Consider the following 25505-nt stretch of genomic DNA (forward strand, 5'->3'; position numbering starts at 1 on the left):
GCCGCCACCTCCTCCAGGCTTGCCTGCCGGGCCCCGTCGACGTTATCGGCCACGGCGATCCGCGGCGTGCGGTGGGGCCTGTCCGACGGAGCCGCTCACCACTGCTGCGGGGGGCCGGGAGGTCCGTATTGCGGTGGCGGAGGAGGTCCGGAAGGCCAGGGCCCACCGCCCTGATAGCCCCCCGGCCTCGGACTGCTCAGCACGTGCGGCGGCAAGCCCAACATCACCCGGAAGGCCGGAACGAACATCACGCCGCCGATCACCGCTATGACCAGACCTGCAATCAGGTCGTATGTAACTCGACTCGTGGCGCCGTACCGGGCCTCTACACCGATCGACAGCACGAGCATGACGATGCCGCCACCGAGGAGCAGGAACTGCCCCAGTTGCCGTTTGAGAATTAGCATCACCGCTCCCGCTGTCGCCGCGAGGCTTGCCGCGACGATCAGGAAGAGGCAAACCACCAAGGCCACCGGCACCGTGGGGACCATCTTTTCGATCTGGTGTCGGCACAAGCTGGCGTACTCGCCGCCGAACCGGTTGCACACGTCCGTCGCGCGGCTCACCGAACTCTTCAGGTTGATCCACAGCGTCAGTGTCAGGGTCGCTCCGAGCAAACCGAGCAATCCAGTGGCGGCGAGGCTGATCCAGCCGATGGTCGGCTGCGACGTCGGCGCCGGCGTGGGGGGACCGTAACCGCTCCAGTGCTGTGCACCGTACCCGGGCGGTGGTTGCCGGCCAAAGTTCTCCGGACTCGGCTGCCCGCCGGAACCCGGCGCCGTGTGCTCGGGCCCCATGTGCTCCCAGTTATCGCCCGGTGGGGGTCCCCATTGAGGCGGCGGACCCGGCGGCGGAGGTTGCACCCCGGCATCGTAACCGCCGCCAGGCCACAGGCTTCGGATCTGCGACGCGCTACGCGCCGGGCAGGGCGATGCGGCGCCGCGCGCGGTAGCCCGGCCGCACCGGGTAGCCCCCGTGTGCGGCTAGAGATCGCAATTGGCGTAGCGCGAAGTCGCGCCCGCGGCCGGACTCAGGAATCACGACGCCCGCCCACAGGCCTTCGGAACCGGGAGTTTCCCAGGCTTCGCGGGCGCAACGCCAGCGGGCCGGGCAGGCCCGGCAGAGAGTTTTCGCCTCGTCGTCCGGGCGGGTAGTCCATCGCTCCGGATCAGTCGTGCAGATCGGGACGAACTCGTCGGACGGCGCGGTCAGCGCCAACAGCGTGGCAGTCATAGCAAGTACCTCTCCTGGTGCGATGCACTCGCATCGCTATTGCTACGACTTTAGGACGTCTGTCGCAGCAGCGCAACAACTAAATCGTAGCGATGCTGCGAAACGCTGCATGCGCGGACAGGAGTGCCAAAGAGGCCCACTGACGTGCTAAAACACGGTCTAAGGGTGCTATGGTGAAACGCTATGGAGCCGATAAGGCTTCTTTATGTGCCGAAAACCGCGGTGGTTTAGCATCAAAAACGAAGCGCTGTGGTGACCAATGCGCTTCGGCATATTGCAGCAGAGACGTAGCACCGATTCGACTTCATGGAGTCTGCGATGACAACTGGGCAGCGCGCATCCGCAGCCATCCCCGATTTGACGGTCCGGATCGGATCTCAGTCACATCCGTTGAAGGCTGACGACGGCGTGGCCGTCATCGGCCGGGATCCGTCGGCGACCGTGCGCCTCAACGACGGTCGGATCTCCCGGTCGCACGTCCGGCTGGAGCCGCGCCACGACGGGTGGCAGCTGATCGACACCAGCACCAACGGGATATTCGTCGACGGCGTGCGTCGCAACTCCGCGCTGATCACCGGCCCGATGACGGTCCACTTCGGTGACGCGGACGGCATTCCGGTGACGCTGATGCCCGCCGGACCACGGGGCGAGACCGTGCGAACTGGGGTCGAAAACGAGCCGGACGACCCTGATGACGAGGATCAATGGGACGAACTCGCCGAGACGGATCCCGACGTGGCCCGCGCCGGTCGTGCGGTCGCCGCCCGTCGGCGCGAGCTCGATATCACCCAGCGCAGCCTGGCCAGGGACAAGGTGATCAACGCCGGCACCCTGATCGCGTTCGAGAAGGGACGCAGCTGGCCGCGGCGCGGGACGCTGGCCAAGCTGGAGGAGGTCCTCGACTGGCCGCCCGGCACCATCGCCCGCATCCGCAACGGCAGTCCGATTGCCCCGAGCAACGACGTCACCGAGGTGCTGACCGACACGATTCAGGCGCCAATGATGGCCGAGGCGGTCGAGCTTGCGATGCACGGAATCGGCACGGCGGTCGAGGCGCTGCCTGATCCGTCGGCGCCCGACTTCACCCAGCGAGTCACTCCGATCCTGGCCACTCTGCGCCAACTGGAAACGTTGGCCGCCAACGCCGCTCGCAATGCTCGCGGCACCCCGTCGGTCGTGCTGGCGCTCAGCGCGGTCCGACGGCGCTACAACGAGCTCATGCTGCAGGCGGCCAAGTCGCCGTCGGCCACGCTTGGGCAGCGGCTCTACGGCGCGCGCCATCGCGCCGAACTGAACGTCGACGAGGCCGCCAACGCCGCGGGCGTTTCGACGGAGGCGCTCCTGGACGCCGAAGCCGAGCGTTCCGTGCCGCCTGACGCCGCCGCGGCAATCGAAACGCTCATCGCCCAACTTGCGATTAGTTGAGTGTCACATCGTGTGGTCCGGCGGGTATCCCCAGTGATTCTTCGAGACGAACTCAGACAGCGGGCGACCTAACGCCCAGCCGTCCAATTCCAGCGACGGCCGGTCGGGGAAGTCGGGCACCGGACCCAGGCACAGGATCGCGACCGGCTCGGCGTCGGCGGGCATCGACAGTAGCGAGGCCAACGCCGGTGGATCGAACAGCGAAACCCATCCCATGCCGAGGCCTTCGGATCGCGCTGTCAGCCAGAGGTTTTGGATGGCGCACGACACGGATGCCAGGTCCATTTGCGGCATCGTGCGACGGCCGAACACGTAGCTGTCGCGGCCGTCGGAGAGCGCAACGACGAGCAACTCCGCGCAATCGAGGATGCCTTCGACCTTGAGGGCGAGGAACTCCTGGGCGCGCGGGCCGAGCGCGTGGGCGGTCTGCAGACGTTCGTCGTCGACCAGAGCGTGGATGCGCCGACGCAACGCCTCGTCGGTGATGCGGATGAATCGCCACGGCTGCATCAAGCCGACATTGGGCGCGGCGTGCGCCGCCTGCAGCAGGCGGGCCAGGACGTCCTCGGGCACCTTGCTGTTCGGGACGAATCGCCGCATGTCGCGGCGTTCGGCGATCACCCGGTAGATCGCCTGCCGCTCCGAGGTGCTGAATGCGTGGTCGTCCACAGACCCATCGTAGAAACCGCCGGCGCCTAAGGGCGGTAGGTGACGCCGACCGCGCGCAGGACGTTGGCCGGCGGCATGTCGAAGTTCAGCGTGCGCCGGGGCAAGGTAGCTAGCACGTCGCCGGGAATGTCGAGCTTGTAATGCAGGGAGAGGTGGCCGGAAAAGGTTTCGTCGATGTCGTCGACGTCGGTTTCGACCTGCAACCCCGTCGACGATATCACCGCTGTCGCGGCGCCGAATTGCATTGCATCCCAAGCTTCGTCGACGGTGGGGCCGGCCAGTTTGGGTAGCGACGACAACGTGGCCAGCACGCGCCGCGAGGTGAATACGACCGACCCGACATAGCTGGCGACACTGTGTGACGACCGCAGCCCTGGGATCGCCCCACTGAATCGGCGGGTGACGGGGACGAAGTCGGCGAGGTAGAGGAGGCCCTCGGCTTCGGCCTCTGCGCGCACGTCGGTGGGCAGCTTGCCGATGCCGAATAGCCTGCGGACGAAGACCGGCATCACTCCAGTATTACCGCCATCCCGGCGGCCGGTTTTTTGTCGGTGCTCGGTGTGATGATGGCGTCATGTCTGTGGTCGCGCCGTCACCTGAGGTGAGCCGTGGCGAGCGCCTCGAGGTGTTGTTTGCGGAGTTGTCGGAGCTCGCCGGTCAGCGCAATGCGATCGATGGGCGGATTGTGCAGATCGCCGCGGAGATCGACGGCGATCAGTTGTGGGGGGCCACGGGTGCGCGGTCGGTGGCGGCGTTGCTGGCCTGGAAGCTGGGCTCGTCATCAGCTAATGCGCACACGATTGCGGCGGTGGCGGGGCGACTGGAGGAGTTTCCCCGCTGTGTTGCGGGTTTGCGGGAGGGCCGGTTGTCGTTGGATCAGGTCGGGGTGATCGCCGGCCGCGCCCGTGCGGGTTCGGATGCCCATTACGCGCAGTTGGCGGCCGTGGCGACGGTCAGCCAGTTGCGGACCGCGGTGAGTTTGGAGCCGCGCCCCGAACCCGAGCCCGGGCCGCCGCCGCAGCCCTCGATCACCCGCGGTGGCGATGAACGGTTCAGCTGGTGGCGGATCAAACTCCCGCACCACGACGCCGCGAAATTCGATGCGGCTTTGGCCTCGCATCGCGATGCGCTGGTCGCGCAGTGGAAGCAAGACCACGACGGCGGTGCGGGCGGGGTCGGGGACCGCCCGCCGCTGCCGGGCACCCTGGAGGCGTTCATGGCGCTGGTCGAATCCGGCTGGGACGTTGAGGCCGCGCGTCGCCCGCACGGCGCGCACACCACCGTGGTGGTGCACGTCGATGTCGACCAGCAGGTTGGCGGCCTGCATCTGGGTCCGCTGCTGACCGACGCCGAACGCCAGTATCTGAGCTGTGATGCGACGTGTGAGGTGTGGTTCGAACGCGCCGGCCAACCTATCGGCGCCGGGCGATCAACCCGGGTGATCAACCGGCGGCTGCGCCGCGCGCTGGAGCGCCGCGACCGGGCCTGCGTGGTTCCCGGCTGCGGGGCCACCCGCGGTCTGCACGCCCACCACCTGCGGCACTGGGAAGACGGCGGCCCCACCGAGTTGGACAACCTGGTCCTGGTCTGCCCCTATCACCACCGCCTGCACCACCAGGGCGGCATCACCCTGACCGGACCCGCCACCAACCTCACGGTCACCGACGAAGACGGCCACCCGCTCAGCGGAGCCGCACTGGCCCATCCACCCACACAACCCCCGCCCGACGTCCCGGCCTACCCCGGACCACTGGGCGAACGCGCCCAATGGTGGTGGTACACCCCCTACCAACCACAGGCGCCGCCTTCGAACAACTAGGTGGGTCGGATCGCTACCTTCGAGATGAAAAGCATTGCGACGCATGAGCTCTCGGTCCGAATAGAGATCCAGCCTTGAATCGGATGCCGTTTCTACGGCGAAACTGACGAACCGAGTTCTTTCGTGTCAACGTCATTGATCGTCGCCCAGCCGATCGAGTCGCACTTGCCAAAATCCAGCATCTCGTCGCTGCCTGCGGTGTGGTCGATGACAAAGGCGAGGTTTACCGCGAAATTTTTCATCCCTGCATGTATCTGCGTCCCGGTCATCAACGCGGCGATGATGATTCCGTAGACCCAGATGAATCGGCCGCTGTCGTCAGTCGCGGTAAACCTCTCCGGGCTTCTCGACCAATCGAATGGCGGCGATGGGTGATATCTGATCGGATTTTCCAGGATCGCTAGGAAGTAGTCGTCGCGGTCCGGGCCGGCAAGGCGCCGGGTGAGTTTTGCGGTGCGCGGCAATTGCGCTCTAACTTCGGCTACTCCCTGTCCTCCACCAAATCCGGTCTGGTCGTAGTCGATATCTACGATCTCAAACGTTGCCACGTGCACCACTGAAGGCGGCGGCAGTTGCTCTCCCGTTGAGCCATCGGGTCACAAGCGCTGAAAGCTCACTAGTACGGGGACAGAGAGTATTGCCAATCCGGATATTTCCTACCGTCTCACCAGTCGCCTGCCGGTCTCTGCGACTACGAAATATCCTGCGAAACAAGGTTTTCAATCTCCTCCACTGACATGGTCATGACGTGACTGAAGACCACTGCGCTGGCTTCTGAGACGACGGCCCTATCGTTTCCGTGCCGCAATTCGACCACATACTCGCGCTGTGTACGGACAAACTCAACGGCGCTGCACAGGCCTTTGGCGTGAAGTTCTGCGCCCAATTGCTTGGCGCCGATCGTCGTGCGTGCCAGAGACGCCCAACGCCAGATCAAGAATTTTTCCACAAGTCCATAGTTCGAGAGTGAGGCGACATCTTCGTACCGTTGACCTCGATCATTGACGACGTCGATCTTCCACCAGTCGGCTTCGTGTCTCAAGTGAACCGAGTCGTCGTCCGAGAGGAACGCGACCTCGCAGTCATCGCATTCGGTCGATACCGTCGCACCAGGTATGCCGGCCACCGTTGACCACGTGATCCAACTTTTGGACAGTCGAGAAAAGTCCGTCACGTCATTTTCCTTTCGGTTTCAAGTATCCCCAGTCCAGCAACTCCTGCACTGACGGCTCTTGGCCCCTGGGCGCGATGATCCGGTATTGAGTGCCTCCGCCTGGCTGGTGAAACCACGGCGCCACCTCAGATTGTTCGATTTGCCAGCCCGGGGGAAGCTTCGCAGGGTCCGCCACGACGTACTCGCAATACGGTTTCAACGCGCTTGACGGAGGAAGTGATAGCTGGGCGAACGGTGTGCCGTCGGGAGCAAGGTATTCGCCACCTGGGAAGCCGAACCGACTCAATTCCGTGCCCGGGGCAAGCTGCGCATTTGGAACGATGGTTCCTGGAACGGCGTAAGGCTTACTCGGAAGTGACTGGTCGGGATATATCAAGCTGCCGTCGGCGTTGGTGAATTCCGGGCCTGGGTCGACCGGGTGATAGCCCTCGAACAGCGAAGATTCTGCGGGCAACGGATGCGCTACTAAACCTGGCGGATCCGGCGGGGCGTGCTCTACGGGAGCTGGCTCGTGTGCCGGCACCGGCGGATGTTCGGCTGAAACAACCGGCGGGGGATGCTCGGCCGCGACGCTCGGTGGAAGCGAGGCGGGCGTGTGCTCGGCGGCGAGCTGTTGCTGCGCCTGCTCGGTGCGGGCTTCGGCCGCACTGAAGGTTCGCGCCAATACGTTGTCGGAGGTGATGTTCTCGCCCAAGCCCACCGCTCGTCGCTCGAGAAGCGACTTGAATCCTTGGATTGCGCCCTCGCTGGCGGCTTTGGCTTCGGGCCCAACCCCGGTCGCCAGCATGACGGCAGACAGCAGCGGTTCGTCCGTCGCCTCGGCGCGTCCCGGATCGGGCGTGCGCATCCCGACGAGCTTGCCGTCCTTGAAGGTGTAGTACGTGCCGCGGCCCTGGTCGAAAATTTCGCCCGTGCCGTTCTTGAGCTGACCGGTGACCTGAACCGGATGTCCTTCGGCGTCATAACCGAATAAAAAGTGCCCGTCGGCGCTGGACCGCAGCGCCGAAGGATCGATGCCGCCGTAGTCCGGTAACTTGCCCAGGTCGTTGAGCGCGTCCGCAAGGTTCTTCTTCAGCTCTGGGAGCCGGTTCATCGCAGCCAGGGCTTCCGGCGACCCGGCGCCGCCCTTGTAAGCGGCAGCCGCCGCATCATCGACGGCCTTCTGTGCGGCGCGCACCTTCGCCATTTGATCGACGACCGCTTGGTTGACGAGGTGGTTGAGGTCCGCCAACTGCGAAGCCTCGAGGCCTGACGGGGGAACGTCACCGGGCTTCGCGGCCACGCCGTCGACCCCGTAGATCGAATTCGGGTCGAGGCCATCGGTCGACAGGTTCGATTTGGCTTTCTTCAACCCGTCCGCATACTCGTCGCGGATTCGCTGGAGTGCGTGCAGCGTCTCCCTGGTGTCTTCGATGGCTTCTCGTTCGCAGTCCTCGATGTACTGCTCGAGTTGGTCGATGTCGTCCTCGAGTTCGGCGACGTCGTCTTCGTCATCGGCTTGGGCGAGCAGATCTTGGTCCTGTTTGATCAGGTCTTCGGCCTGGCCGATCCAATCATCGAGCTGTTGGAGCCGGGCATTCAGCGTGTTGATGTATCCGGTTGCGGTTCCCTGCGTTTGAGCCAGTGCCGCCGCGATTCTTTCCAGGTCGACTGCAATGAGGGGTAACTGGTTGGCTTGCAGCTTCAACCCGTTGACAGTGTTCTGGACCTCGGTCGAGTTAGGTATGGGTTGTTGCCCGCTGTTGTTCGTCCAGGCTTCGAACTGGGTGCGGGCCTCGGCGAAGGCGCGGTCAGCTTCCTGTGTCGACTGCCCTGCGTTGTGAAAGGCCTGTGCCAGCGCAGCGATTTGCGCGGGACGTCCGCTCTGCAGTGACGCATTGACCGTCCAGGGATCGCCCCCGGCGAACATGGAGAGCAGCCCAGGGCTCATGTGCTGGAGCGTCACCGGAGTCTGCGCAACTCCGATGCGTTGTGGTCGTCCATCGCAGTGAACTCTGATCCTGCGCGATGCGCCTTGGCGCCGACGTCATCGAGGCGTTCGTGGTGATCTTGCAACGAGCGAACGTGTTGGGCGTGGGCGCTGGCAATCGCTTCGTGAAAATCGTCGGCATCGGCGAAATCGCCGAACATCCCGGACATCGGGGGCGAACCAGCGAGGTGGTTGGCCCCTGCCTGCGCATGCTCGCTCGCGGAATAGGAGTTGTCCGCTCCCGAATGCAGCTTGGCGGTGTCGACGAACATCGCGCACCCTTCTCCGATGGAGCCTCAACGCTACTACCGGTGACAGGGCCGTCAATTCAGTTCAGCGGGCCCGCTTACCCAGTCGCAGCCGGTAGCGGACCAGGCCGGCCAGCACCACTCCCAAAGCTGCCAGCATGCCGATGTCTTGCAGCCAGGCCCCGGACACATGCCGCCACAACCGGTCCATGGGCAAGCCGACCTCGACGGCGTTCAGGTCGACCGTCGACGCCGAGGCTGCGAAACCCCAACGGGCGGGCACGAACCAGGCCAGCTGGTCGAGCACCAGCCGTCCGGTGACCGGAATCAGGCCGCCGGCCAGCACCATGGACACCATGATCGTGACCACCAGCATCGGCAGCACCTGCTCGGTGGATCGGGCCAGCGAGGACAGCGTCAGCCCCACCATCGCCGACGTGATCGCCGTCAACGCCAGGCCTAGATACAGCTCCAAAACACTCTGCGCCACGCCGTGTCCCAGTAACGCCCCGCCGTGCGATGGCGTGCCCTTGCCGATCGTCATGATCGCGACCATGACCGCCGTACCGATCAAGGCCGCGATGCTGTAGACGATGACTTTCGCAAAAAGGTAGGCCGATGCGGACAACCCGACGGCGCGCTCACGCTGGAAGATCATCCGCTCGCCGACCAGGTCGCGAACCGTCAGCGCGGTCCCGAGGAACACCGCGCCGATGTTGAGCAGGATCAAGATGTCGATCGGCTCTTCGGTCGCACCGGCCTGCCCGAGCCCGGTATTGCCGGGCACCGCGAGCGAGAGCACGCCCAGCACGAACGGCAGCACTGCCAGGAACGCGAAGTAGCCACGGTCGGCGGTGATCAACCGCGTCTGGCGACGCACCAACGTCAGCACCTGCCGCCATGAACTGGTCCGCGGAGGTTGGCCGAGCGGGGCCGCGCCGGCGGTCGGTGACGGTCCGCGCGGGGACGGGGGGTGACGGGTGAGGTATGCGCGGTGCGCGCCGTCGGGGTCGGTACTGACGCGAGCGAAGATGTCGGCCCAGTCGGTGCTGCCCATCACCGAGCCGATCTGCCCCGGCGGATCGGCGAAGGCCGTCTTGCCGCCGGGCGCGAGCAACAGGACCTGATCGCACATCCCGACGTAGGTCAGCGAGTGGGTCACGACGATCACCACCCGGCCCGCGTCGGCGAGCCGCCGCAGCATCGTCATCACCTGACGATCCAGCGCCGGGTCGAGGCCCGATGTCGGCTCATCGAGGATCAGCAGCGACGGGCCGGTAAGCAGCTCCATCGCCACCGACGCGCGCTTACGCTGACCGCCCGACAGCTTGTCGACTCGGGTGTCCTTGTGCGGCGTCAACTCCAACTCGTCGAGCACCCTCGACACGACTCCTCGACGATCGCCGGCGGTGGTGTCCGGCGGCAGCCGCAGTTCGGCGGCGAAATTCAAGGCCTGCTCGACGGTCAGCTGGCGGTGCACAACGTCGTCCTGGGGCACCATCCCGATCCGCGAGCGCATCGACGCGTACTCGGCGTGTACGTCGTGTCCGTCGAAGGCGACCAGGCCCGCGCTGCGGGGGAGCGCACCGCCGACCAGCTTTACCAACGTCGACTTCCCGGCCCCGGACGGCCCGATCACCGCGGTCAACGTCCCGGGTTTCGCGGAGAAGGACACGTCCTGCAGCAATTGCCGCCCGTCGATCGTCAACGCCAGCCCATGCGCCGTCAGCCCCCGGTTGCGCGCCGCCGCCGGCTGGGGGACCAGGGTGTTGCCCGTCGCGAGCAGGTCGGTGTTGCCGATCGTGACGACGTCGCCGTCGCGCAACAGCTTGGGGCCGGCAATCAGGACGCCGTTGACGAAAGTGCCGTTACTGCTGTTGTTGTCCCGTATCTCCAAACCGGACGGCGTGGACGACACCATCGCGTGCACCCGGGAGGCCAAGGCGTCCTCGACGACGACGCTGTTGGTCTTGGCACGGCCGATAGTCATCGATTCGCGCGCAGGAACGGGTCGGCTGGGCTGAGGCTGTGGTGCCGACCGTGGCGACGGCCGCGCCTGCGTCCGCAAGGGGCGCGAGACCGGAGGGGGCGCAGAGGGCGGCGGAGGCGCAGGCTGCCGACTCGGCACACGGAACATTGCTGTGGCGGCGTTGTCGCGGCGCATCGGGCCCCCCGGCGCGCCCGCGACCCGAAACGACAACCTGGGTCCCCGGGGGCTGCCCAACGCGACGCTCAGGCCGTCGCGAACCGGGATCACGTTGGCGCGCGAACCGTCGGCGAAGATGCCGTTCTGGCTCTTGTCGACAACGACCCAGCGGCCGCCGTCGAGCCGCAGAATCGCGTGCACCCGCGATATCAAGGTCAGGTCTTCGGGGTTGACGTCGTCGAAGCAGATGTCACAGTCGCGGTCACGGCCCACGATGACGTCGCGATCGTCCGGGAAGGTGTACATCGCCGACCCGACCCACACCGTCAGCGGAGGCACGCTGACGCCGCTCGCTGTCGCGAATTGCGTGGTACGGGCACCGTCGAAGGGCGGACGGCGGCGATCTGTGGGGGACATGTGGTGCTTTCTATACCCGGTGAACCAACGCTTACGAACATATCGGTGTGCAAGCGACCACAGCAGCGTCCCGCGGCCTCGCGGTAACACGATCGACGCTAAACCTTGACTTGACGCGTCGATCCGAGTGCACAGACGATTAGACGGTGCGCCGACTGCTGGGTCTTCTGTGCGCTGCGGTGTGCGCAGCCGTTGTACCCATGGCGACAGCTCCGAAGGGGGGTGCAGTCGGCGCACCCTGGTTTGCACCTTCGGTGGGCAACGCCACTCAAGTGATTTCCGTTGTCGGCACCGGCGGTTCGAACGCGAAGATGGACATCTACCAACGAACGGCGTCCGGCTGGCAACCAGTCGAGGCCGGCATCCCCACTCACATCGGATCGGCAGGCCTTGCGCCACAGGCCAAGAGCGGCTATCCGGCCACACCGATGGGTGTGTTCGCCCTGCCTTTCGCGTTCGGGACGGCGCCGAACCCGGGCGGCGGTTTGAAATACGTTCAGGTCGGGTCGAATCACTGGTGGAACGGCGACGACGGCAGCCCGACGTTCAACACCATGCAGGTGTGCCAGAAGACGCAGTGTCCGTTCGACACCGGTGCGAGCGAAAACCTGGAGATTCCGCAGTACAAGCACGCGGTCGTGATGGGCGTCAACCCGAATCGGCAACCCGGCAAGGGCGCGGCGTTCTTCTTCCACACCACCGACGGCGGCGCGACCGAGGGGTGCGTCGCGATCGACGACGCCAAGCTGGTGCAGGTCATTCAGTGGCTGAAGCCCGGCGCGGTCATGGCGATCACGCAGTAGCGTTCGGCGACAAGGCCTTTCAGGCCAAGGCGATGCCCGCGGACAGCTTGAAGTCCAGATTCTTCAACGACAAGGTCGCGTCGTAGGTCCGGTCGTATCCAGTTCCGCTGATGCGCCATCCGTCTGCGGTGCGCCGATAGGTGTCGCGATAGAAACCTGCGCCGATCAACATGAAGTCGAACTCGGCCACGATCACCTTGTCCTGCAGGTACCAGATGCCCGTCGCCTCGTCGCCGGTCACGGTGATCTCCGGGTGGGTGACCCGATGTTCGGTGATCACGTTCGACGGCAGCGACGAACGCATGTATGCGACGAGGTCGGCACGGTTGGTGAAATGGTGTTCTTCGCCCATCGACGACCCGTAGTCGCCGACGACGTCCTCGGTGAGGGTGTCGGCGAAGTCGTCCCAGTGCTTGGTGTCCAGTCCGCGCAGATAGCGGTACTTGACCTGTTCGATCGCATTGATGTCGGCGAACCGGGCGTCCTGACCTTGGGAGCTCATCTCGACATTGCAGCACATGCGGACAGGTATTCTCCCGGCATCGGCGACTATCCCCGCCGTCTGCAATCGCCGGGTTGACACGAAGGACACACGCCACCATGTTGAGCCCCGGTTCGCTGTTCGCCGGATACCGGATCGAGCGGGTGCTGGGCGGCGGTGGCATGGGCACCGTGTACCTGGCACGCAACCCCGATCTGCCACGTAGCGAAGCGCTCAAGGTGCTCAACGCCGAGCTGTCCAACGACGCGGATTTCCGGGCCCGGTTCATCCGCGAAGCGGACGTAGCCTCGGCGCTGGACCATCCCAACATCGTGTCGATCCATCAGCGTGGCGAATTCGAAGGCCAGCTGTGGATCGCGATGCAATTCGTCGACGGCACCGACGCCAACGCCGCGTCGAAGGCCGGCACCATGACACCGGCGCGGGCCGTGCACATTCTCGGCGAGGTGGCCAAGGCGGTGGATTATGCGCACCAGCGCGGAGTGGTGCACCGCGACGTCAAACCGGCGAACTTCCTGCTGTCCGGGCCGATTGGTCCTGACGAGCGAGTGTTGCTGGGAGACTTCGGCATTGCGCGCGCTTTTGACGACGCGGGGCTGACGACCACCGGATCGGTGACGGCGACGGTGGCCTATGCGGCTCCCGAGGTGCTGGCCGGCCAGCCGTTCGACGGTCGGGCGGATCTGTATTCGTTGGCCTGCAGCCTGTTTCGGCTGTTGACCGGGCAGCCGCCGTATCCGACGACCAACGGTTCGGCGGCCGTCATTGCCGCACATCTGCACGCGCCACCACCCAAGGTCACCGACGTGGTGCCAAGCTTGTCGACACAGCTGGACCAGGTGATCGCGACCGCGATGGCGAAGGACCCGGCTCAGCGCTTCGCGTCGGCGCGCCACTTCGCCGACGCCGCCGCCGAGGCGCTCAACGACCAGCTGGGTTCGACGACGGCGCCATGGCAGGTGACCAACCCGCTGGCGCCCGATCGCGGCGGACAGGGGGGCGGACCGTATACGGGCACGGTTCCCTTGGGGTTGCGTGGGATGCCGGTGACCGCCTCGACCGTCGGGCGAGGACCACGCCTGGGCGTGCTGATCGGCGCCGTCGTCGTGGTGGTGGCCGCGTTGGTGGTGGCGGCGGTTTTGGGGACGAGGTCGCATCCCGCTGCGTCGCCGGCGGCTACCAGCGTGCCGGCATCGGCCGCGGCCACCGGTCCGCTGAACAGCAGCGCATTATCTGGGCTCCTGCTGCCACCCGAGCGCGTCGCCGGGATGGTTGGCGCCGCGGATCTGGTTCAGGAGTCGTTCGCCGATTCGGTGATCGACGATTCCCCGAAGTTGTTGCAGAAAGACTGCATCGGTGTGATGGCGCCCGCGCAGCACCTGGTCTACGCCGACACCGGATGGACGGGTGTGCGATCGCAGGCGCTGCGCAATGCCGGTGACGGCCCGCGTATCTACGCCGTCATCCAGGCCGTGATCAGCTTCCCGACTGCGGACGCGGCCAAAAAGCTTCTGGCCGACCAGGAATCGCAATGGGCCAGTTGCTCGGGCCGCACGCTGTCGCTGACCTTTCCGGCGCCGCCGTCGCCGCAGTTGTGGACCGCCGGCACGCCGGCCGACATGGACGGCACGATGACCATGACCCAGACCCTGAAGGACGGTGGCGGCATGCAGTGTCAGCGGGCGCTAACGGTGCGCAACAACGTCGCTATCGACGTCTCGGCCTGCCGCTACGACGTGACCGAACAGGCCCTCGACATCGTGCACGGCATCGCGGCGAGGATCCCGGGCTGACCTTCAGCTCAGGTAGTGGGTGACCATCTCGATCAGCGCGTGCCGTTCGCGTTGCCAGTCGATCGGCGTCCCGATGATCATCTGCGCCAACACCACACCCCGCAGCGTCGCCCAGATAACCTCGGCCACACCATCATTGGCGGGGTCGTCGGTGATGAGCCGGCCGAGTTGGCCGATGGCCGCATTCATCTCGAGCAGGTGGTTTCGCGACGAGCCGTCGGGCCCGTCGCGGTTGGCACGCAGGATCTCGAAGGCCGCCATCGAGGTCGGGCTGCTGTAGCAGCTCCAGGCGATGTCGACCACGACCTCGATGCGCTCGCGCATCGGAAGCTCGGCGACGTCGGCCGACGACAGGCTGTCCAGCAGCCGGGCCACCCCGTCGTCGACGACAGCCATCAGCAGACCGTTGCGGTCGCCGAAGTGGTATTGGATCACGCCCCAGGTGACGCCTGCCCGCTCGGCGACGTGCTTCGCGGTGGCGGCGGCGAAGCCTTCCTCCACGATGCAGCGGACAGTCTCGTCGATGATCTTGGCGCGGGTGTCGTCGCCGCGCTTGCGGGGCGAGCTCGTCCGCCGCGTGGGGCTGGCAGAAGCCTTCTGGCCTGCGACAATAGACATTGTTGACTTTATAACATAGTCGGCTCTATTTTTGGCCGGTGAGTCATTCCCGTTACGCTCAGCTGTCCCGCGACCAGCTCGCCGTGCTGCTTCCCGAGCTGCTGCTCATCGGGCAGATGATCGACCGCTCCGGCATGGCCTGGTGCATCCAGGAATTCGGGCGCGACGAAATGGTGCAGATCGCGATCGAGGAGTGGGCCGGGGCGAGCCCGATCTACACCCGACGCATGCAACGGGCACTGAATTACGAAGGTGTGGACGTCCCAACGATTTTCAAGGGTCTGCAACTCGACATCGGCGCACCGCCGCAGTTCATGGACTTCCGCTACACCATTCACGACCGCTGGCACGGCGAGTTCCACCTCGACTACTGCGGGGCACTGCTCGACGTCGAACCGATGGGTCACGATTACGTCTTCGGAATGTGCCACACCATCGAGGATCCGACGTTCGACGCCACCGCGGTCGCGACGAACGCGCGTGCCCAGGTGCGGCCCATCCACCGGCCGCCGCGGGTGCCCTCGGACCGGCACCCGCACTGCGCATGGACCGTGATCATCGACGAGTCCTACCCCCCGGTCGAAGGTATTCCGGCGCTCGACATTGTTGCCGAAACCCGCGCCGCCACCTGGAAACTCGATGACATCGACCGCTCCGGCGAAGGATTGGCCGACTATTCGGGCCCGGTCGTCTCGGACTTCGATTTCGGCGCGTACTCACATTCGGCGCTGGTGCGGATGGCCGATGAGGTCTGCCTGCAGATGCATCTGCTGTATCTGTCCTTTGCGATCGCGGTCCGGGCGCGCGCCGGGTCCGACATCGAGCTCGCCGACTCGATCTGCACTCGCCAGTTGATCGGCGTCGCTGGTCTGGGCGCCGAGCGCATTCACCGCGCCCTCGACCTGCCAGGCGGAATAGAGGGCGTGAGAAGAGTTTTGGCGCTGCACCCGTTGATCAATCCGCTGGGTTACGTCAATGCCGAAGTGGGCGATGGATTGACGATCCACAAGTCCCCGGCCCACGACGACGCCGCCTGGATTTCGCTGTGCTCGCCGGCGTCCGTTCAACCGCTGCAAGCGATCGCGACCGCCATCGACCCGCATATCGAGGTCCGGATCACCGGGACGGCCACCGACTGGACCGCCGAGCTGACCGAGACCGACTCTGCGCACAAAGAGCTGCCGGAGGTCTCGGTCGCCAAAGTCAGCGGCGGCGCGACATTTCAATTCCAGCCGCGTCGATCGCTGCCGTTGACCGTGGTCTGACCCGGCACGATCTGTCAAGCCGGGGGCTGTATCACTTCGGTGACGCAACCGCATCGACCGGATACCGATGATCTTGTGGCCGATCGGCATAGCCCGGTCCGCCGTTATCGTTGACGCTGGCCACCGAACGCTGTCGACGAAAGTATTTGAGTTATGTATGACCCGTTGGGGTTATCGATCGGGACCACAAACTTAGTCGCGGTTCGCAACGGTAATCCGCCCGTATCACGCCGCGCGGCGCTTACTCTGTTTCCCGACCGTGCGCCGAAACTAGGTGTGCCGGAGAGCAATCCGGATGCTGATGAGACCGGCACGCTCGTTACTGGATTCGTCGAGCGGGTTGGCCAGTCGAAAACCCTGAAATCAGTGGACGGTTCGAGTCACGACCCGTCGCTGTTGCTGGTGGAGGCGCTGGACGCGCTGATCAACGAGGCCGGTGGGGAAGCCGCGACCTCGAACATCACGATGGCGGTTCCGGCGCACTGGGGTGCTGAGGCGCTGCGGGGTATGCAGGAGGCGCTGAATACCCATGCCGACTTCGTCCACGGTGGTATCTCGCCGCGACTGGTGCCCGACTCGGTGGCGGCGCTGACCGCGCTGAACTCCGATTCGCGTCTGCCCGCGAAGGGCGTTGTCGCGCTGCTTGATTTCGGCGGCAGCGGCACCAGCATCACCCTGGCGGACGCCGCATCGGACTTCACCCCGATCGCCGACACGCTGCGATACGAGGACTTCTCCGGTGACCTGGTCGACCAGGCGCTGATGGTGCACGCGCTGGACAATGCCGGCCGCGAGATCGCCGTCGACCCCGCCAACACCGCAGTCGTCGGGCAATTCGCCGGTCTGCGGCACGAATGCCAGCGAGCCAAGGAGCGGCTTTCCACCGAAAAGACGACCGAGCTGGCGCTCGAGCTGCCGGGTCTGCGCACCCGACTGGAGGTCAGCCGAGCCGAGCTCGACGGCCTGATCGAGGGTCGGCTCGACGACCTGTTCGCCGCATTCGACGACATGCTGCGCCGCAACAGGATTCGCAGCAAAGACCTGGTCGCCGTGGCCATGGCCGGCGGGACGGCCAAGATTCCCGTTGTTGCGCAGCGTCTTTCGGAGCACACCAAGACGGCGGTGATCACCGCCACCCAGCCGGCTCTCGCGACCGCGGTCGGGGCCGTCAAGCTGTCGGCCCGCCAGCCCGTCGCGCAGGCGGACGCGGAACGTGAAGAGACGACGATGTCGGCTCTGGTGGGTGCCTCCACCGGCGGTCTCGCAGTCACCACCGGTGCCCTACCGACCACTGGGCGGTTCAGTGCGCCCACCGACGCGTTGGGCACCTCCACCGGCGCGTTCGCGGCGTCGACAGGCACGTTCGATATCCCGACCGCGGGGGCGCTTTTCGATGACCCGTCGGAACGCCTGACCGAGCTGGCCTGGTCGCAGGCCGACGACTTCGACGACGAGCCGGTCGCCTACACCGGTGAGCCCTACGACATCGACGACCGGGCGACGCCGTCACAGCTGATGCAGCTGCCGAGGGCCGATCCGGTCGACCCCTATCGGCCGCGCGGAGCGCGGCTGCCCCAGGTGTTCCTCGGGTTGGCCGCACTGGTGTCGATGGTCGCGATCGGCGGCGTTGCCTTCACGTTGACCAGTAGCAACCGCGCACCGACGCTGCCCAGCAGCAGCACCCCGGCGCCACCGCCGCCGCTGAGTTCTCAGCTGCCGGCCTCGAGCCCCGTCCCGCCGCCTCCGCTGCCCAGCAGTGAGGCGCCCCCGCCGCCACCGCCCACCCAGGAAGCGCCCCCGCCCCCGTCGGCTACGGCGCCCGTGCAGACTTACGAGCCCCCGCCACCGCCGCGCACGACGGCCCAGGCCACTACCACCGTCCCGCAACCGACGACCACCATCCCGCAGGCGACCAGCACCACGCCGAGCACGACGCCGCCGCCTCCGCCGCCACCGAGCACCTCGACAGCCCCGGCGATGACCACGACCTATTTGAACCTGCCGTTCGTGCCGGTGCCGATTCCCGTCCAGGTGCCCGAAGGGCAGGGCGGCCCGAGTCAGCAACAGCCGCAGAACCCGTACCAGAACCCGTATCAGCAGAGCCCCTACCAGCAGAATCCGTACCAGCAGAGTCCGTACATGCCGCAGAATCCCTACGCCGGGCCCGGTTACGGCTACTGAGGCATGGCGCGAGGCGGCCGAAATGCGCACACTGGGTGTATTCGGATGTAGGCAGCCAGGAGGCCGCAATGGATGACAACGGTCGGTTCGGATTCGAGCCGGAAGATTTCGAACACATCCTTCGCGACGCGACCGAGGGTCTCCGTGAAGCGTTCGAGGGTGTCGGCAGGTTCTTCACAATGCCCAGCGACCGGGCCGGCTGGTCGTCGGTGTTCGAGGATCTGGCACGGCGCACCCGCACCAGGCCGGAAACGACCGGCGAAGCCGGTGATGGGGTGTGGGTGATCTACTCGGTGAGCTCCGACGGCGGTGCCCGGGTCGAGGAGGTGTACGCCACCGAGCTCGATGCCCTGCGCGCCAACCAGAACAACACCGACACCACCCGCAGGGTTCGCTTCCTGCCATACGGCATCGCGGTGAGTGTCCTCGACGATCCCGGTGAGGCGTCGTAGCCGCCTAAGCCGTCTTCGACCAGCGGCTTCCGGCACGCGCGCGTTCTTTACGCAACAATGGGGGCCATGTCCCTGAGCCTGATCGGTCGTGTCTTCGTCGCAGCACTGGTAACCCTCGGCGCATTCGTGAGTGCTCCGATTCCGATCGCCGCCGCGCAGCCATGCCCGGACGTGGAGGCAGTGTTCGCCCGCGGAACGGGTGAGCCGGCCGGTGTCGGCGGCATCGGGCAACCGTTCGTGGACGAGCTGCGGACCGCGGTCGGTCCCAAGTCGCTCGACGTCTATCCGGTCAACTACGAGGCCAGTAGTAACTTCAACGACCGCATCGAGTTCGCGCGCAGCGTCGTCGACGGCATCACCGACGCCAGCAACCACATCGAGGCGACGGCGGCTAACTGTCCGAAGACCCGCATCGTGCTGGGCGGCTACTCCCAGGGTGCGGTCGTGGCCGGGTTCACCACCTCGGCATCGGTGCCTGCGGGCATTCCCGCCGAGTATGTCTCGTTCCTGCCCAAGCCGATGCCGCCCGAGGTCGCCAATCACGTGGCGGCGGTCGTCCTGTTCGGCAAGCCGTCGGCGCAATGGCTGCAGAACTACGGCGCGCCGGTGGTCACCATCGGGCCGCTGTACGCACCCAAGACCGACGAGTTGTGCGCCGACGGCGACACCATCTGCAATGGTGACCCCGGTGGGCTGCCGAGTTTCGCGCACGCGTCGTACCCGGCAAATGGAATGACTCAGCAGGGCGCGGATTACGCCGCCAGCCACCTGTAGCGATCAGCCCGGCTGTCTCGTCCCTCACCAGGTGACCGGCAGCTCTTTCATGCCGTAGATGTCGGCATCCTTGAACCGCAGTTCTTCGGCTGGCACGGCCAGTCGCAGCCCCGGCAGCCGGCGCGCCAACGTGGAGAACGCCACCTGCATTTCGACTCTAGCGAGGTTGGCTCCGAGGCACTGGTGGGCGCCGTAGCCAAAGCCCAAGTGCCCGCGGACGTTTCGCTGTATATCGAGTTTGGCGGGTTCGGTGGTGAACCCGATGTCCCAGTTGCCGGCGGGCAGGTTCATCAACACCCGTTCACCGGTCCGGATCAACTGGCCGCCAATGGTCAGGTCTTCGAGCGCGATCCGGTCGACTTGGGCATGCACGATACTGAGATAGCGCATCAGCTCCTCGACGGCGTGCGCGATGACGGTGGCGTCGTCGGTCTGGCCGATTAGCTGGTAAAGGTCCGGGTTTCTCAGCAGCGCAACGGTTCCCAGGGCGATCATGTTGGCGGTGGTCTCGTGGCCGGCCTGCATCATGATCACCGCGTTGACCGCAACGGTGTCACGGGTGAGTTGACCGGTTGCGACGTAGTCGGTGAGCAGGCGGCTGATGAGATCGTCGCCGGGCTCGTTTTCCTTGCGCGTCACCAGCTGCTGGAGGTAGGCGTACATCTCGCCGAAAGCCTGGATACGTTGCTCTTCGGTGGAGTTGACGTCCAGTCCGGCGCTGGTGTTGTGCTGGAAGAGTTCGAGGTCTCCGGGCGGGACGCCGAGCAGCAGCGCAATCACCAGCGACGGCACCGGCAATGCGAAGTCGCGCACGATGTCTGCGGGTGGACCGGCGGCGATCATCGCGTCCAGGTAGTGATCGACGAGTCGTTGAATCTGCGGTCGCATCGCTTCGCAACGGCGAAACGTGAACTGGCTGGTCATCATTCGCCGCAGCCGGTGATGCTCCGGATCGTCGATGCGCGCGAACACCTTTGGTGCGCTGTCGTCCTCTGACGGCGTGTTCAATTGCGGAAGCGTTTCCGCAGACAGCCGTGGATCGACCAGCGCGGCACGGATGTCGTGGTAGCGGCTGACGATCCAGACCGACTCGCCGTTCCATACCGCCCTGCGCAGGCCCGGCTCGTCTCGCCAACTCTCGAACTCGGGCGGCGGTGCCAGCGGACATTCCGCGGCGCGTCGCATCGGGATCACGGGTAAATCGGACGCTGTTGCGGTCACTGGCGGTTCTCACTAAGTGTCAGCAGGCTGTCAGTTAACCGAAGCGTAAGACGTGGCTAAGTGGCAGTCAACAGTCAGTACTCTGGGGCGATGACCGCGGTGAGCGATCGGCCGTTACGCGCGGATGCCGCGCGCAACGCCGAGCGCATCCTGCGGGCCACCCGGGACGTCTACGACGAACTCGGGCCGGAGGCGCCCATCGAGGCGATCGCACGTCGAGCCGGCGTCGGTGAGCGCACGATCTACCGCAGATTCCCGACCAAAGCTGAGCTGGTGCGGGCCGCGCTGGACCAGTGCGTCGCCCGCGACCTGACGCCCACGATCGACGAGGTCCGCGACACTGCTGATCCGTTGGACGGGCTCGCGCGGCTCATCGACGCGGCGATCTCGCTGGGGGCGCGTGAGCGCAACCTGTTGATCGCCGCACACAAGGCCGGGTCGCTGACCTCCGACGTCTCGACTGCGCTTGTCGAGGTGCTCACCGAGCTGGCCGAGCGGGGCAGACACGCTGGGGTCATCCGCTCCGATCTCGCCGCCGCCGACTTACCCCGAATGATCACGATGCTCTACAGCGTGCTGCAGACGATGGACCCCGGTAGCGACGGATGGCGTCGCTACGTCGCGTTGATGCTGGACGCCATTTCCGCAGGTGAACGGCGTCCATTGCCTCCGGTGGCGGCTCTTCGCTTCGGTCCGGAATCCGACAGCTGGCCGATCTGACGTACCCGCATTACCTCGCCGTCGTTACCTGATCGTGACTATTTCGCGATTTCCTCGTAAGCTGCTGCCGTGCCTCGTCATCAGTTAGCCAGCACCAGGCGCAAACCGTCGGTACTGATGGCTGCGGTTGCGGCGCCGGTTGCCGCCCTCTTTGCCCTCGGTGGCAGCGCCCATGCCGAGCGCCACCACGACCAGGTCGCCGACAACGCCGCCCCGTGTTGCGAGCTGCAGTTGACGCCCGGAGTGCCCATGGCATCGTCGTGGTCGGCGTCGAGTGTGCAGCTCGACGCCGCCGCCGCGGAGCCGGCCTCGGCGTCGCGCGCGTCGCGCTGGCACGTCGCCTCGATGAACGCGCCGCAGGTGTTGACCGCGGATGTGGCGTCCGAGCGTGGCCTGCAGGTGAAGACCATCCTGGTGGCCCGCACCATCAGCGCCATCTTCCCGGAGATCAAGAGCATCGGCGGCGTCCGCCCGGACCCGCTGCCCTGGCACCCGCGGGGCCTGGCAATCGACGTGATGATCCCGAACCCGTCCAGTGCGGCCGGGATCGCACTCGGCAACCAGATCGTGTCGTTCGCGCTCAAGAACGCCGACAAGTTCGCGCTGCAGGACTGCATCTGGCGCGGCACGTACTACACCCCCAAGGGCCCGTCCGGATCGGGTTACGGTCACTACGACCACGTGCACATCACCACCCACGGCGGGGGATATCCGACCGGCGGCGAAGTCTATATCCGCTGAAAAAGTGTTGGCTTGCAACACGTTTGAGATCGTTTCGTGATGTAACAGGTCAAACACGAAGTCCCACTACGGGATTCGCCCTCTATTACAATCAGTGAACGTTTCCACGTCCGTCGTCCGATAAACCGGATGAAACGTCTCTATTTGAAAACGGTGCGGTGCGGCGTGGTGCGTGTTGAACATAGGTCTACTAAATCTGAGATGGCCGCAAGAAGCGTGGCTACGGTGCGACAGCACCGTGTTGATGTGCGGGCGACGCCCGGCGTGGAAGAAAGAGTTGACGTCGATGACTGACCGATTCAGCATCAAAGCTGTTGCTGGCGTTGGGTTGTTCGGTGCTGCCATAGCGCTGAGCCCGCACGCCGAGGCTGTGCCCATGAAGACTGGCGGTGCAGCGTGCATGTACGGCACGGCCGGCGAGGTTGGCGCACCTGCCGCCGCTGGAGCCGGAGCCGCCGGGGCCGGCGCGGGGCTTGCCGGAGCCGGAGCGGGAGCTGGTGGGGCCGGAGCCGGGTGCGTGCCCGGTGCACCGATCGCCGACATGGCCGGCGCCCCACTACCCGTCGGCGCGCCGGTTTTGGGTGGGGCACCGATTCCGGCCGGACTTCCTTTCCCCGCCGGAGCGCCGGTACCTGCTGGTGCGCCGATCCCGGCGGGAGCCCCACTGCCCGTTGCTGTTCCGGCCGGCGCTCCGTTGATCGCGCTGGGCGGCGTGCCCGGTGCACCGATCGCCGACATGGCCGGCGTGGCCGGTGGTAAGGGTGCGCCAGCCGGTTCGGCGCCGACGAGCGGTCCGCTGCCCGGTGATCCGCTGCCCGCTGGCCCCGCTTCCTGAGCGTGACAGGAATGCCCCCCGGTTCACGCCGGGGGGCATTTTTGATAGTCGCGAAAAGCCCTGTGCGACTTACTCCTTGACCACTATCGGATCACCGATGTTGGCGTGGTTGAAGTACCACTCGGCGTCGGCGGGGCTCAGGCTGATGCAGCCGTGGCTGACATTTTCGCGACCCAGCGCGTTGACGGCCCACGGTGCCGAATGCACGAACAGTCCTCGGTTGGTGAATCGGGTGGCATATTCCACCGGAGTCTTGTAGCCCTCGGGGTCGGTGATCGGGACGCCGACACTACTCGAATCCATAATCACCGTGCGCTCTTTCGACAGCACGGTGTATACGCCGGCCGGTGTCGGAAAGTGTGGTCGGCCCATCGAGGCCGGCATCACGCCTGGCTCGCCGAAGTGTGGTTGATGGTGCGGTGTTGGCAGTTGGTCGGAGGGTCCACTCGGAACGCCGTCGACACTGACAGTGAACGTGTGGTCGGAAATGTCCGCGACACCGAGTACGGCGGGGCCGGTCTTGATCTCTGCCGACGCGCCACCGACCGACAGCGCAATCGTGCTGTGGGCCGGCCAGAACCGGTCCGGGATCCATTGTGCGACTTGGTTGTTGAGCCACTCGTATTTACCGGTCATCGGAGGCGACGAGTTCACGTGCACGGCGCGTTCTGCGGCATTGCGGTCGCTCACCGGTGAGCGGAACGTGACGACGACAGGGTGCGCCACGCCCACCACCTCACCGGCGTTCGGTCCGATCGACGCAATGGGGAACCGAAACGACTGGTCGGATGCGGCGAGGCTGACACCTGAGGGGCCGGCTACCACCGATGCGGCGGTACCAGCCGCCACCAGAACAGACCGAAAGACCGTGCGCATCCACCAGTTCCTTTAGTAGACGACCTTGCAATAGCGATCCTAGGCATGTCCGGAATCTTGGACCGGCAAGGGCGCGTTAGCAATTCGGTAAAGCATCGGTCACGTTTGGGCCACGGCCCGCGGAAAGCGAGTGAAGGAAAAACGAACTCAGCGAGCCCCGGTGTCGCCGGAACTCGCTTGGCTCACCAGGTTCGGGTCGCCTGCGGTGGCGGCGGCTTCAGCTTCCGGTATGAAGTGATCGAACAATCCGGTGACCTGAAGAACTCTGTCCAGGAATGCCGGGCGATTGTCGAGGTGAAGAACAATGCCTGCCTGCGACGTGCGGCGGTGCAGCAGCAGCAAGGCGGACAGCGCAGCGGAATCCAGGAACGCCGTCTTGCTGAAATCGAGGTGCAGGTCGCGCACGCCGTTCTGGCTGGTGATCAGTTTCGAGGCGACGTCGACAAGGTCATCGGCGGTCTCGTAGTCGAGATCGCCGGTGATTCCTACAGTGGCCATCCGTGGCGCCGTGGTGATCGTCAGGTGATAGGTCATGTATGTCGTTGGGGGTCGGTCGCCGAACCCTTCTTGTCGGCGAGGGCGGTGAGTGCAGCGCTCAACAGGCGTTGGCTGCGGGGAAACTCATGAAGCTGTTTACCCAAAAGCTCGAGGGTCGGAAACAACGTCGCCGGCGGGACACCCCGGGCGTTGAGGATATCTGCGGTCCACGTGATGAAGCCACTGAACAACTCGTCGTCGTCGATGTAGAGGCCGGCCACCAGGAAGTCGACCACATGGGCAATATCCTCGGCGGTTCGCTGTCGCTGCGCTTCGGTGTAGGTGCGCATCGCGGGAATGCGGTCCTCGAGTGTGCTGAATGTCTCTTTTACCAGTTGCGTCGAGGTCTGACTGACCGTGGTGTATTCCTGGTCCATCAGGTGCGGCAGGTCGTCGACGGGCTGCCGGTTGGTCGCGAGATGCGTGCAGAGAAATCCTTCGCCCAGCAGCTCGGCTGCGGCTCGGGCGTTCGGTGCCCAGGCGTCGGCACCGAGCTGACGGGCGTAACGGCCGTCGACTCCGAACGCCGCACCCCCGACCAGCACAGCAACCCCGGCGGCCTGGCACGCGGTGATCGCGGCGTGCGCGGTCGGCAAGCCGGTGGGAATCGAGCAGGAGAGCGCCACCGCGTCCGGCCCGCTCTGGTGCAGGTGCGCGATCAGGTGCGGGGTGGGCACCTGCGCGCCCAGGAAATCCACCTGCCAGCCGCGCAAACGCAGTGTCTCGGCGAGCAGCCGGGCCGGTAGGGCGTGCCACTCGCCGTCGACGCACGCGACGGTCACCCGGCCGGCCTTGACGGTCGAGCGGCTGGCGGGGTGCTGTGCCAGCGCAGCGATCACCCTGTCGTTGATCGCCGTGGCGGCGTGTTCCTGGGCGACGGTGATGCGGTTGGCCGCCCACTCGGTGCCGATCCGGTGCTGCACCCGGGCGATCACGTCGAGCAGAATGTCCTCTGGCGGCATGCCAGCCTCGACCGCGGCGAAGATCGTGGTCACGGCCGCGTACTCGTCGCAGTCGGCGACGGCACCCCAAAGCTGTTCCCGTACCAGCACCTGGTCTGCGTCGTCAATCGCCGAATCCTCGGCGG

26 protein-coding genes are annotated in these 25505 nt (G+C 65.7%); 11 read left to right on the forward strand and 15 right to left on the reverse strand.

Going from position 1 to position 25505, the window contains the following annotated elements:
• Window positions 1-95 precede the first annotated feature (95 nt).
• Window positions 96-863, reverse strand: a complete 768-nt coding sequence (locus MKK62_RS11915) for a hypothetical protein (protein WP_240260886.1) — start codon at window positions 861-863, stop codon at window positions 96-98.
• Between the two features lie 49 nt (window positions 864-912).
• Window positions 913-1233 (reverse strand): WhiB family transcriptional regulator, encoded by a 321-nt coding sequence (locus MKK62_RS11920; protein ID WP_240260885.1) that lies wholly within the window; start codon window positions 1231-1233, stop codon window positions 913-915.
• A 318-nt stretch (window positions 1234-1551) separates the two neighbouring features.
• Between MKK62_RS11920 and MKK62_RS11925 the strand changes: the two genes are divergently transcribed.
• Window positions 1552-2658 carry an FHA domain-containing protein gene (locus MKK62_RS11925; RefSeq protein ID WP_240260884.1) on the forward strand — a complete coding sequence of 369 codons (1107 nt, stop codon included), beginning with the start codon at window positions 1552-1554 and terminating at the stop codon, window positions 2656-2658.
• A 3-nt stretch (window positions 2659-2661) separates the two neighbouring features.
• Here the strand turns inward: MKK62_RS11925 and bluB are convergent, their stop codons facing one another.
• Window positions 2662-3258: a 5,6-dimethylbenzimidazole synthase gene (bluB, locus tag MKK62_RS11930; RefSeq protein ID WP_240264190.1), complete on the reverse strand. Its 597-nt coding sequence runs from the start codon at window positions 3256-3258 to the stop codon at window positions 2662-2664.
• 95 nt (window positions 3259-3353) lie between these two features.
• Window positions 3354-3836: a hypothetical protein gene (locus MKK62_RS11935; protein WP_240260883.1), complete on the reverse strand. Its 483-nt coding sequence runs from the start codon at window positions 3834-3836 to the stop codon at window positions 3354-3356.
• A gap of 65 nt (window positions 3837-3901) precedes the next feature.
• Here MKK62_RS11935 and MKK62_RS11940 point away from each other — a divergent pair, with 65 nt between their 5' ends.
• Window positions 3902-5146, forward strand: coding sequence for an HNH endonuclease signature motif containing protein (locus MKK62_RS11940; RefSeq protein WP_240260882.1), 1245 nt, complete (start codon window positions 3902-3904; stop codon window positions 5144-5146).
• Window positions 5147-5238: 92 nt separating this feature from the next.
• On the opposite strand, the gene MKK62_RS11945 is transcribed toward MKK62_RS11940, so the two are convergent.
• The 5 genes from MKK62_RS11945 to MKK62_RS11965 all read right to left on the reverse strand — a co-directional run bounded on the left by MKK62_RS11945 (window position 5239) and on the right by MKK62_RS11965 (window position 11100).
• The gene (locus tag MKK62_RS11945) at window positions 5239-5700 is read right to left on the reverse strand and encodes a hypothetical protein (RefSeq protein WP_240260881.1); all 462 of its coding nucleotides are present in this window, start codon (window positions 5698-5700) and stop codon (window positions 5239-5241) included.
• 137 nt (window positions 5701-5837) lie between these two features.
• Window positions 5838-6320 carry an Imm61 family immunity protein gene (locus tag MKK62_RS11950; RefSeq protein WP_240260880.1) on the reverse strand — a complete coding sequence of 161 codons (483 nt, stop codon included), beginning with the start codon at window positions 6318-6320 and terminating at the stop codon, window positions 5838-5840.
• 1 nt (window position 6321) lies between these two features.
• Window positions 6322-8250 carry a TNT domain-containing protein gene (locus tag MKK62_RS11955; protein ID WP_240260879.1) on the reverse strand — a complete coding sequence of 643 codons (1929 nt, stop codon included), beginning with the start codon at window positions 8248-8250 and terminating at the stop codon, window positions 6322-6324.
• A gap of 11 nt (window positions 8251-8261) precedes the next feature.
• Window positions 8262-8561 (reverse strand): DUF2563 family protein, encoded by a 300-nt coding sequence (locus tag MKK62_RS11960; protein WP_240260878.1) that lies wholly within the window; start codon window positions 8559-8561, stop codon window positions 8262-8264.
• A gap of 61 nt (window positions 8562-8622) precedes the next feature.
• Complete coding sequence (locus tag MKK62_RS11965) at window positions 8623-11100, reverse strand: ATP-binding cassette domain-containing protein (protein WP_240260877.1); 2478 nt, start codon at window positions 11098-11100, stop codon at window positions 8623-8625.
• A gap of 146 nt (window positions 11101-11246) precedes the next feature.
• On the opposite strand from MKK62_RS11965, the gene MKK62_RS11970 reads away from it, so the two are divergent.
• Entirely contained in the window at window positions 11247-11903 is a 657-nt protein-coding gene (locus MKK62_RS11970) for a L,D-transpeptidase family protein (RefSeq protein ID WP_240260876.1), read from the forward strand.
• Window positions 11904-11922: 19 nt separating this feature from the next.
• On the opposite strand, the gene MKK62_RS11975 is transcribed toward MKK62_RS11970, so the two are convergent.
• On the reverse strand, window positions 11923-12423 hold the full coding sequence (locus MKK62_RS11975) for a nuclear transport factor 2 family protein (RefSeq protein ID WP_240264189.1): 501 nt from the start codon (window positions 12421-12423) through the stop codon (window positions 11923-11925).
• 80 nt (window positions 12424-12503) lie between these two features.
• Between MKK62_RS11975 and MKK62_RS11980 the strand changes: the two genes are divergently transcribed.
• Window positions 12504-14198: a serine/threonine-protein kinase PknH/PknJ gene (locus MKK62_RS11980; RefSeq protein WP_240260875.1), complete on the forward strand. Its 1695-nt coding sequence runs from the start codon at window positions 12504-12506 to the stop codon at window positions 14196-14198.
• A 3-nt stretch (window positions 14199-14201) separates the two neighbouring features.
• Here the strand turns inward: MKK62_RS11980 and MKK62_RS11985 are convergent, their stop codons facing one another.
• Window positions 14202-14816, reverse strand: coding sequence for a TetR/AcrR family transcriptional regulator (locus MKK62_RS11985; protein ID WP_240260874.1), 615 nt, complete (start codon window positions 14814-14816; stop codon window positions 14202-14204).
• A gap of 38 nt (window positions 14817-14854) precedes the next feature.
• On the opposite strand from MKK62_RS11985, the gene MKK62_RS11990 reads away from it, so the two are divergent.
• The 4 genes from MKK62_RS11990 to MKK62_RS12005 all read left to right on the forward strand — a co-directional run bounded on the left by MKK62_RS11990 (window position 14855) and on the right by MKK62_RS12005 (window position 19488).
• Window positions 14855-16081, forward strand: coding sequence for a hypothetical protein (locus MKK62_RS11990; protein ID WP_240260873.1), 1227 nt, complete (start codon window positions 14855-14857; stop codon window positions 16079-16081).
• 366 nt (window positions 16082-16447) lie between these two features.
• Window positions 16448-18262, forward strand: a complete 1815-nt coding sequence (locus tag MKK62_RS11995) for an Hsp70 family protein (RefSeq protein WP_240260871.1) — start codon at window positions 16448-16450, stop codon at window positions 18260-18262.
• A 68-nt stretch (window positions 18263-18330) separates the two neighbouring features.
• Window positions 18331-18714 carry an Rv0313 family protein gene (locus tag MKK62_RS12000; RefSeq protein ID WP_240260869.1) on the forward strand — a complete coding sequence of 128 codons (384 nt, stop codon included), beginning with the start codon at window positions 18331-18333 and terminating at the stop codon, window positions 18712-18714.
• Window positions 18715-18780: 66 nt separating this feature from the next.
• The gene (locus MKK62_RS12005) at window positions 18781-19488 is read left to right on the forward strand and encodes a cutinase family protein (RefSeq protein ID WP_286670897.1); all 708 of its coding nucleotides are present in this window, start codon (window positions 18781-18783) and stop codon (window positions 19486-19488) included.
• A gap of 24 nt (window positions 19489-19512) precedes the next feature.
• Here the strand turns inward: MKK62_RS12005 and MKK62_RS12010 are convergent, their stop codons facing one another.
• Window positions 19513-20673: a cytochrome P450 gene (locus MKK62_RS12010; protein ID WP_240264187.1), complete on the reverse strand. Its 1161-nt coding sequence runs from the start codon at window positions 20671-20673 to the stop codon at window positions 19513-19515.
• 126 nt (window positions 20674-20799) lie between these two features.
• Here MKK62_RS12010 and MKK62_RS12015 point away from each other — a divergent pair, with 126 nt between their 5' ends.
• The 3 genes from MKK62_RS12015 to MKK62_RS12025 all read left to right on the forward strand — a co-directional run bounded on the left by MKK62_RS12015 (window position 20800) and on the right by MKK62_RS12025 (window position 23005).
• On the forward strand, window positions 20800-21429 hold the full coding sequence (locus MKK62_RS12015; protein ID WP_240260868.1) for a TetR/AcrR family transcriptional regulator: 630 nt from the start codon (window positions 20800-20802) through the stop codon (window positions 21427-21429).
• A 69-nt stretch (window positions 21430-21498) separates the two neighbouring features.
• Window positions 21499-22170, forward strand: a complete 672-nt coding sequence (locus tag MKK62_RS12020) for a VldE C-terminal domain-containing protein (RefSeq protein WP_240260867.1) — start codon at window positions 21499-21501, stop codon at window positions 22168-22170.
• A gap of 286 nt (window positions 22171-22456) precedes the next feature.
• Window positions 22457-23005: a hypothetical protein gene (locus tag MKK62_RS12025; RefSeq protein WP_240260866.1), complete on the forward strand. Its 549-nt coding sequence runs from the start codon at window positions 22457-22459 to the stop codon at window positions 23003-23005.
• A 69-nt stretch (window positions 23006-23074) separates the two neighbouring features.
• On the opposite strand, the gene MKK62_RS12030 is transcribed toward MKK62_RS12025, so the two are convergent.
• The 3 genes from MKK62_RS12030 to MKK62_RS12040 all read right to left on the reverse strand — a co-directional run bounded on the left by MKK62_RS12030 (window position 23075) and on the right by MKK62_RS12040 (window position 25488).
• Window positions 23075-23881 (reverse strand): L,D-transpeptidase, encoded by an 807-nt coding sequence (locus MKK62_RS12030; RefSeq protein WP_240260865.1) that lies wholly within the window; start codon window positions 23879-23881, stop codon window positions 23075-23077.
• A gap of 147 nt (window positions 23882-24028) precedes the next feature.
• On the reverse strand, window positions 24029-24415 hold the full coding sequence (locus MKK62_RS12035; protein ID WP_240260864.1) for an STAS domain-containing protein: 387 nt from the start codon (window positions 24413-24415) through the stop codon (window positions 24029-24031).
• Entirely contained in the window at window positions 24412-25488 is a 1077-nt protein-coding gene (locus MKK62_RS12040; RefSeq protein WP_240264186.1) for a cobalamin B12-binding domain-containing protein, read from the reverse strand. Before MKK62_RS12040 ends, MKK62_RS12035 begins: the two co-directional genes overlap by 4 nt.
• Window positions 25489-25505 lie beyond the last annotated feature (17 nt).

Source organism: Mycobacterium paraterrae (assembly GCF_022430545.2).
GTDB classification, from domain to species: domain Bacteria; phylum Actinomycetota; class Actinomycetes; order Mycobacteriales; family Mycobacteriaceae; genus Mycobacterium; species Mycobacterium paraterrae.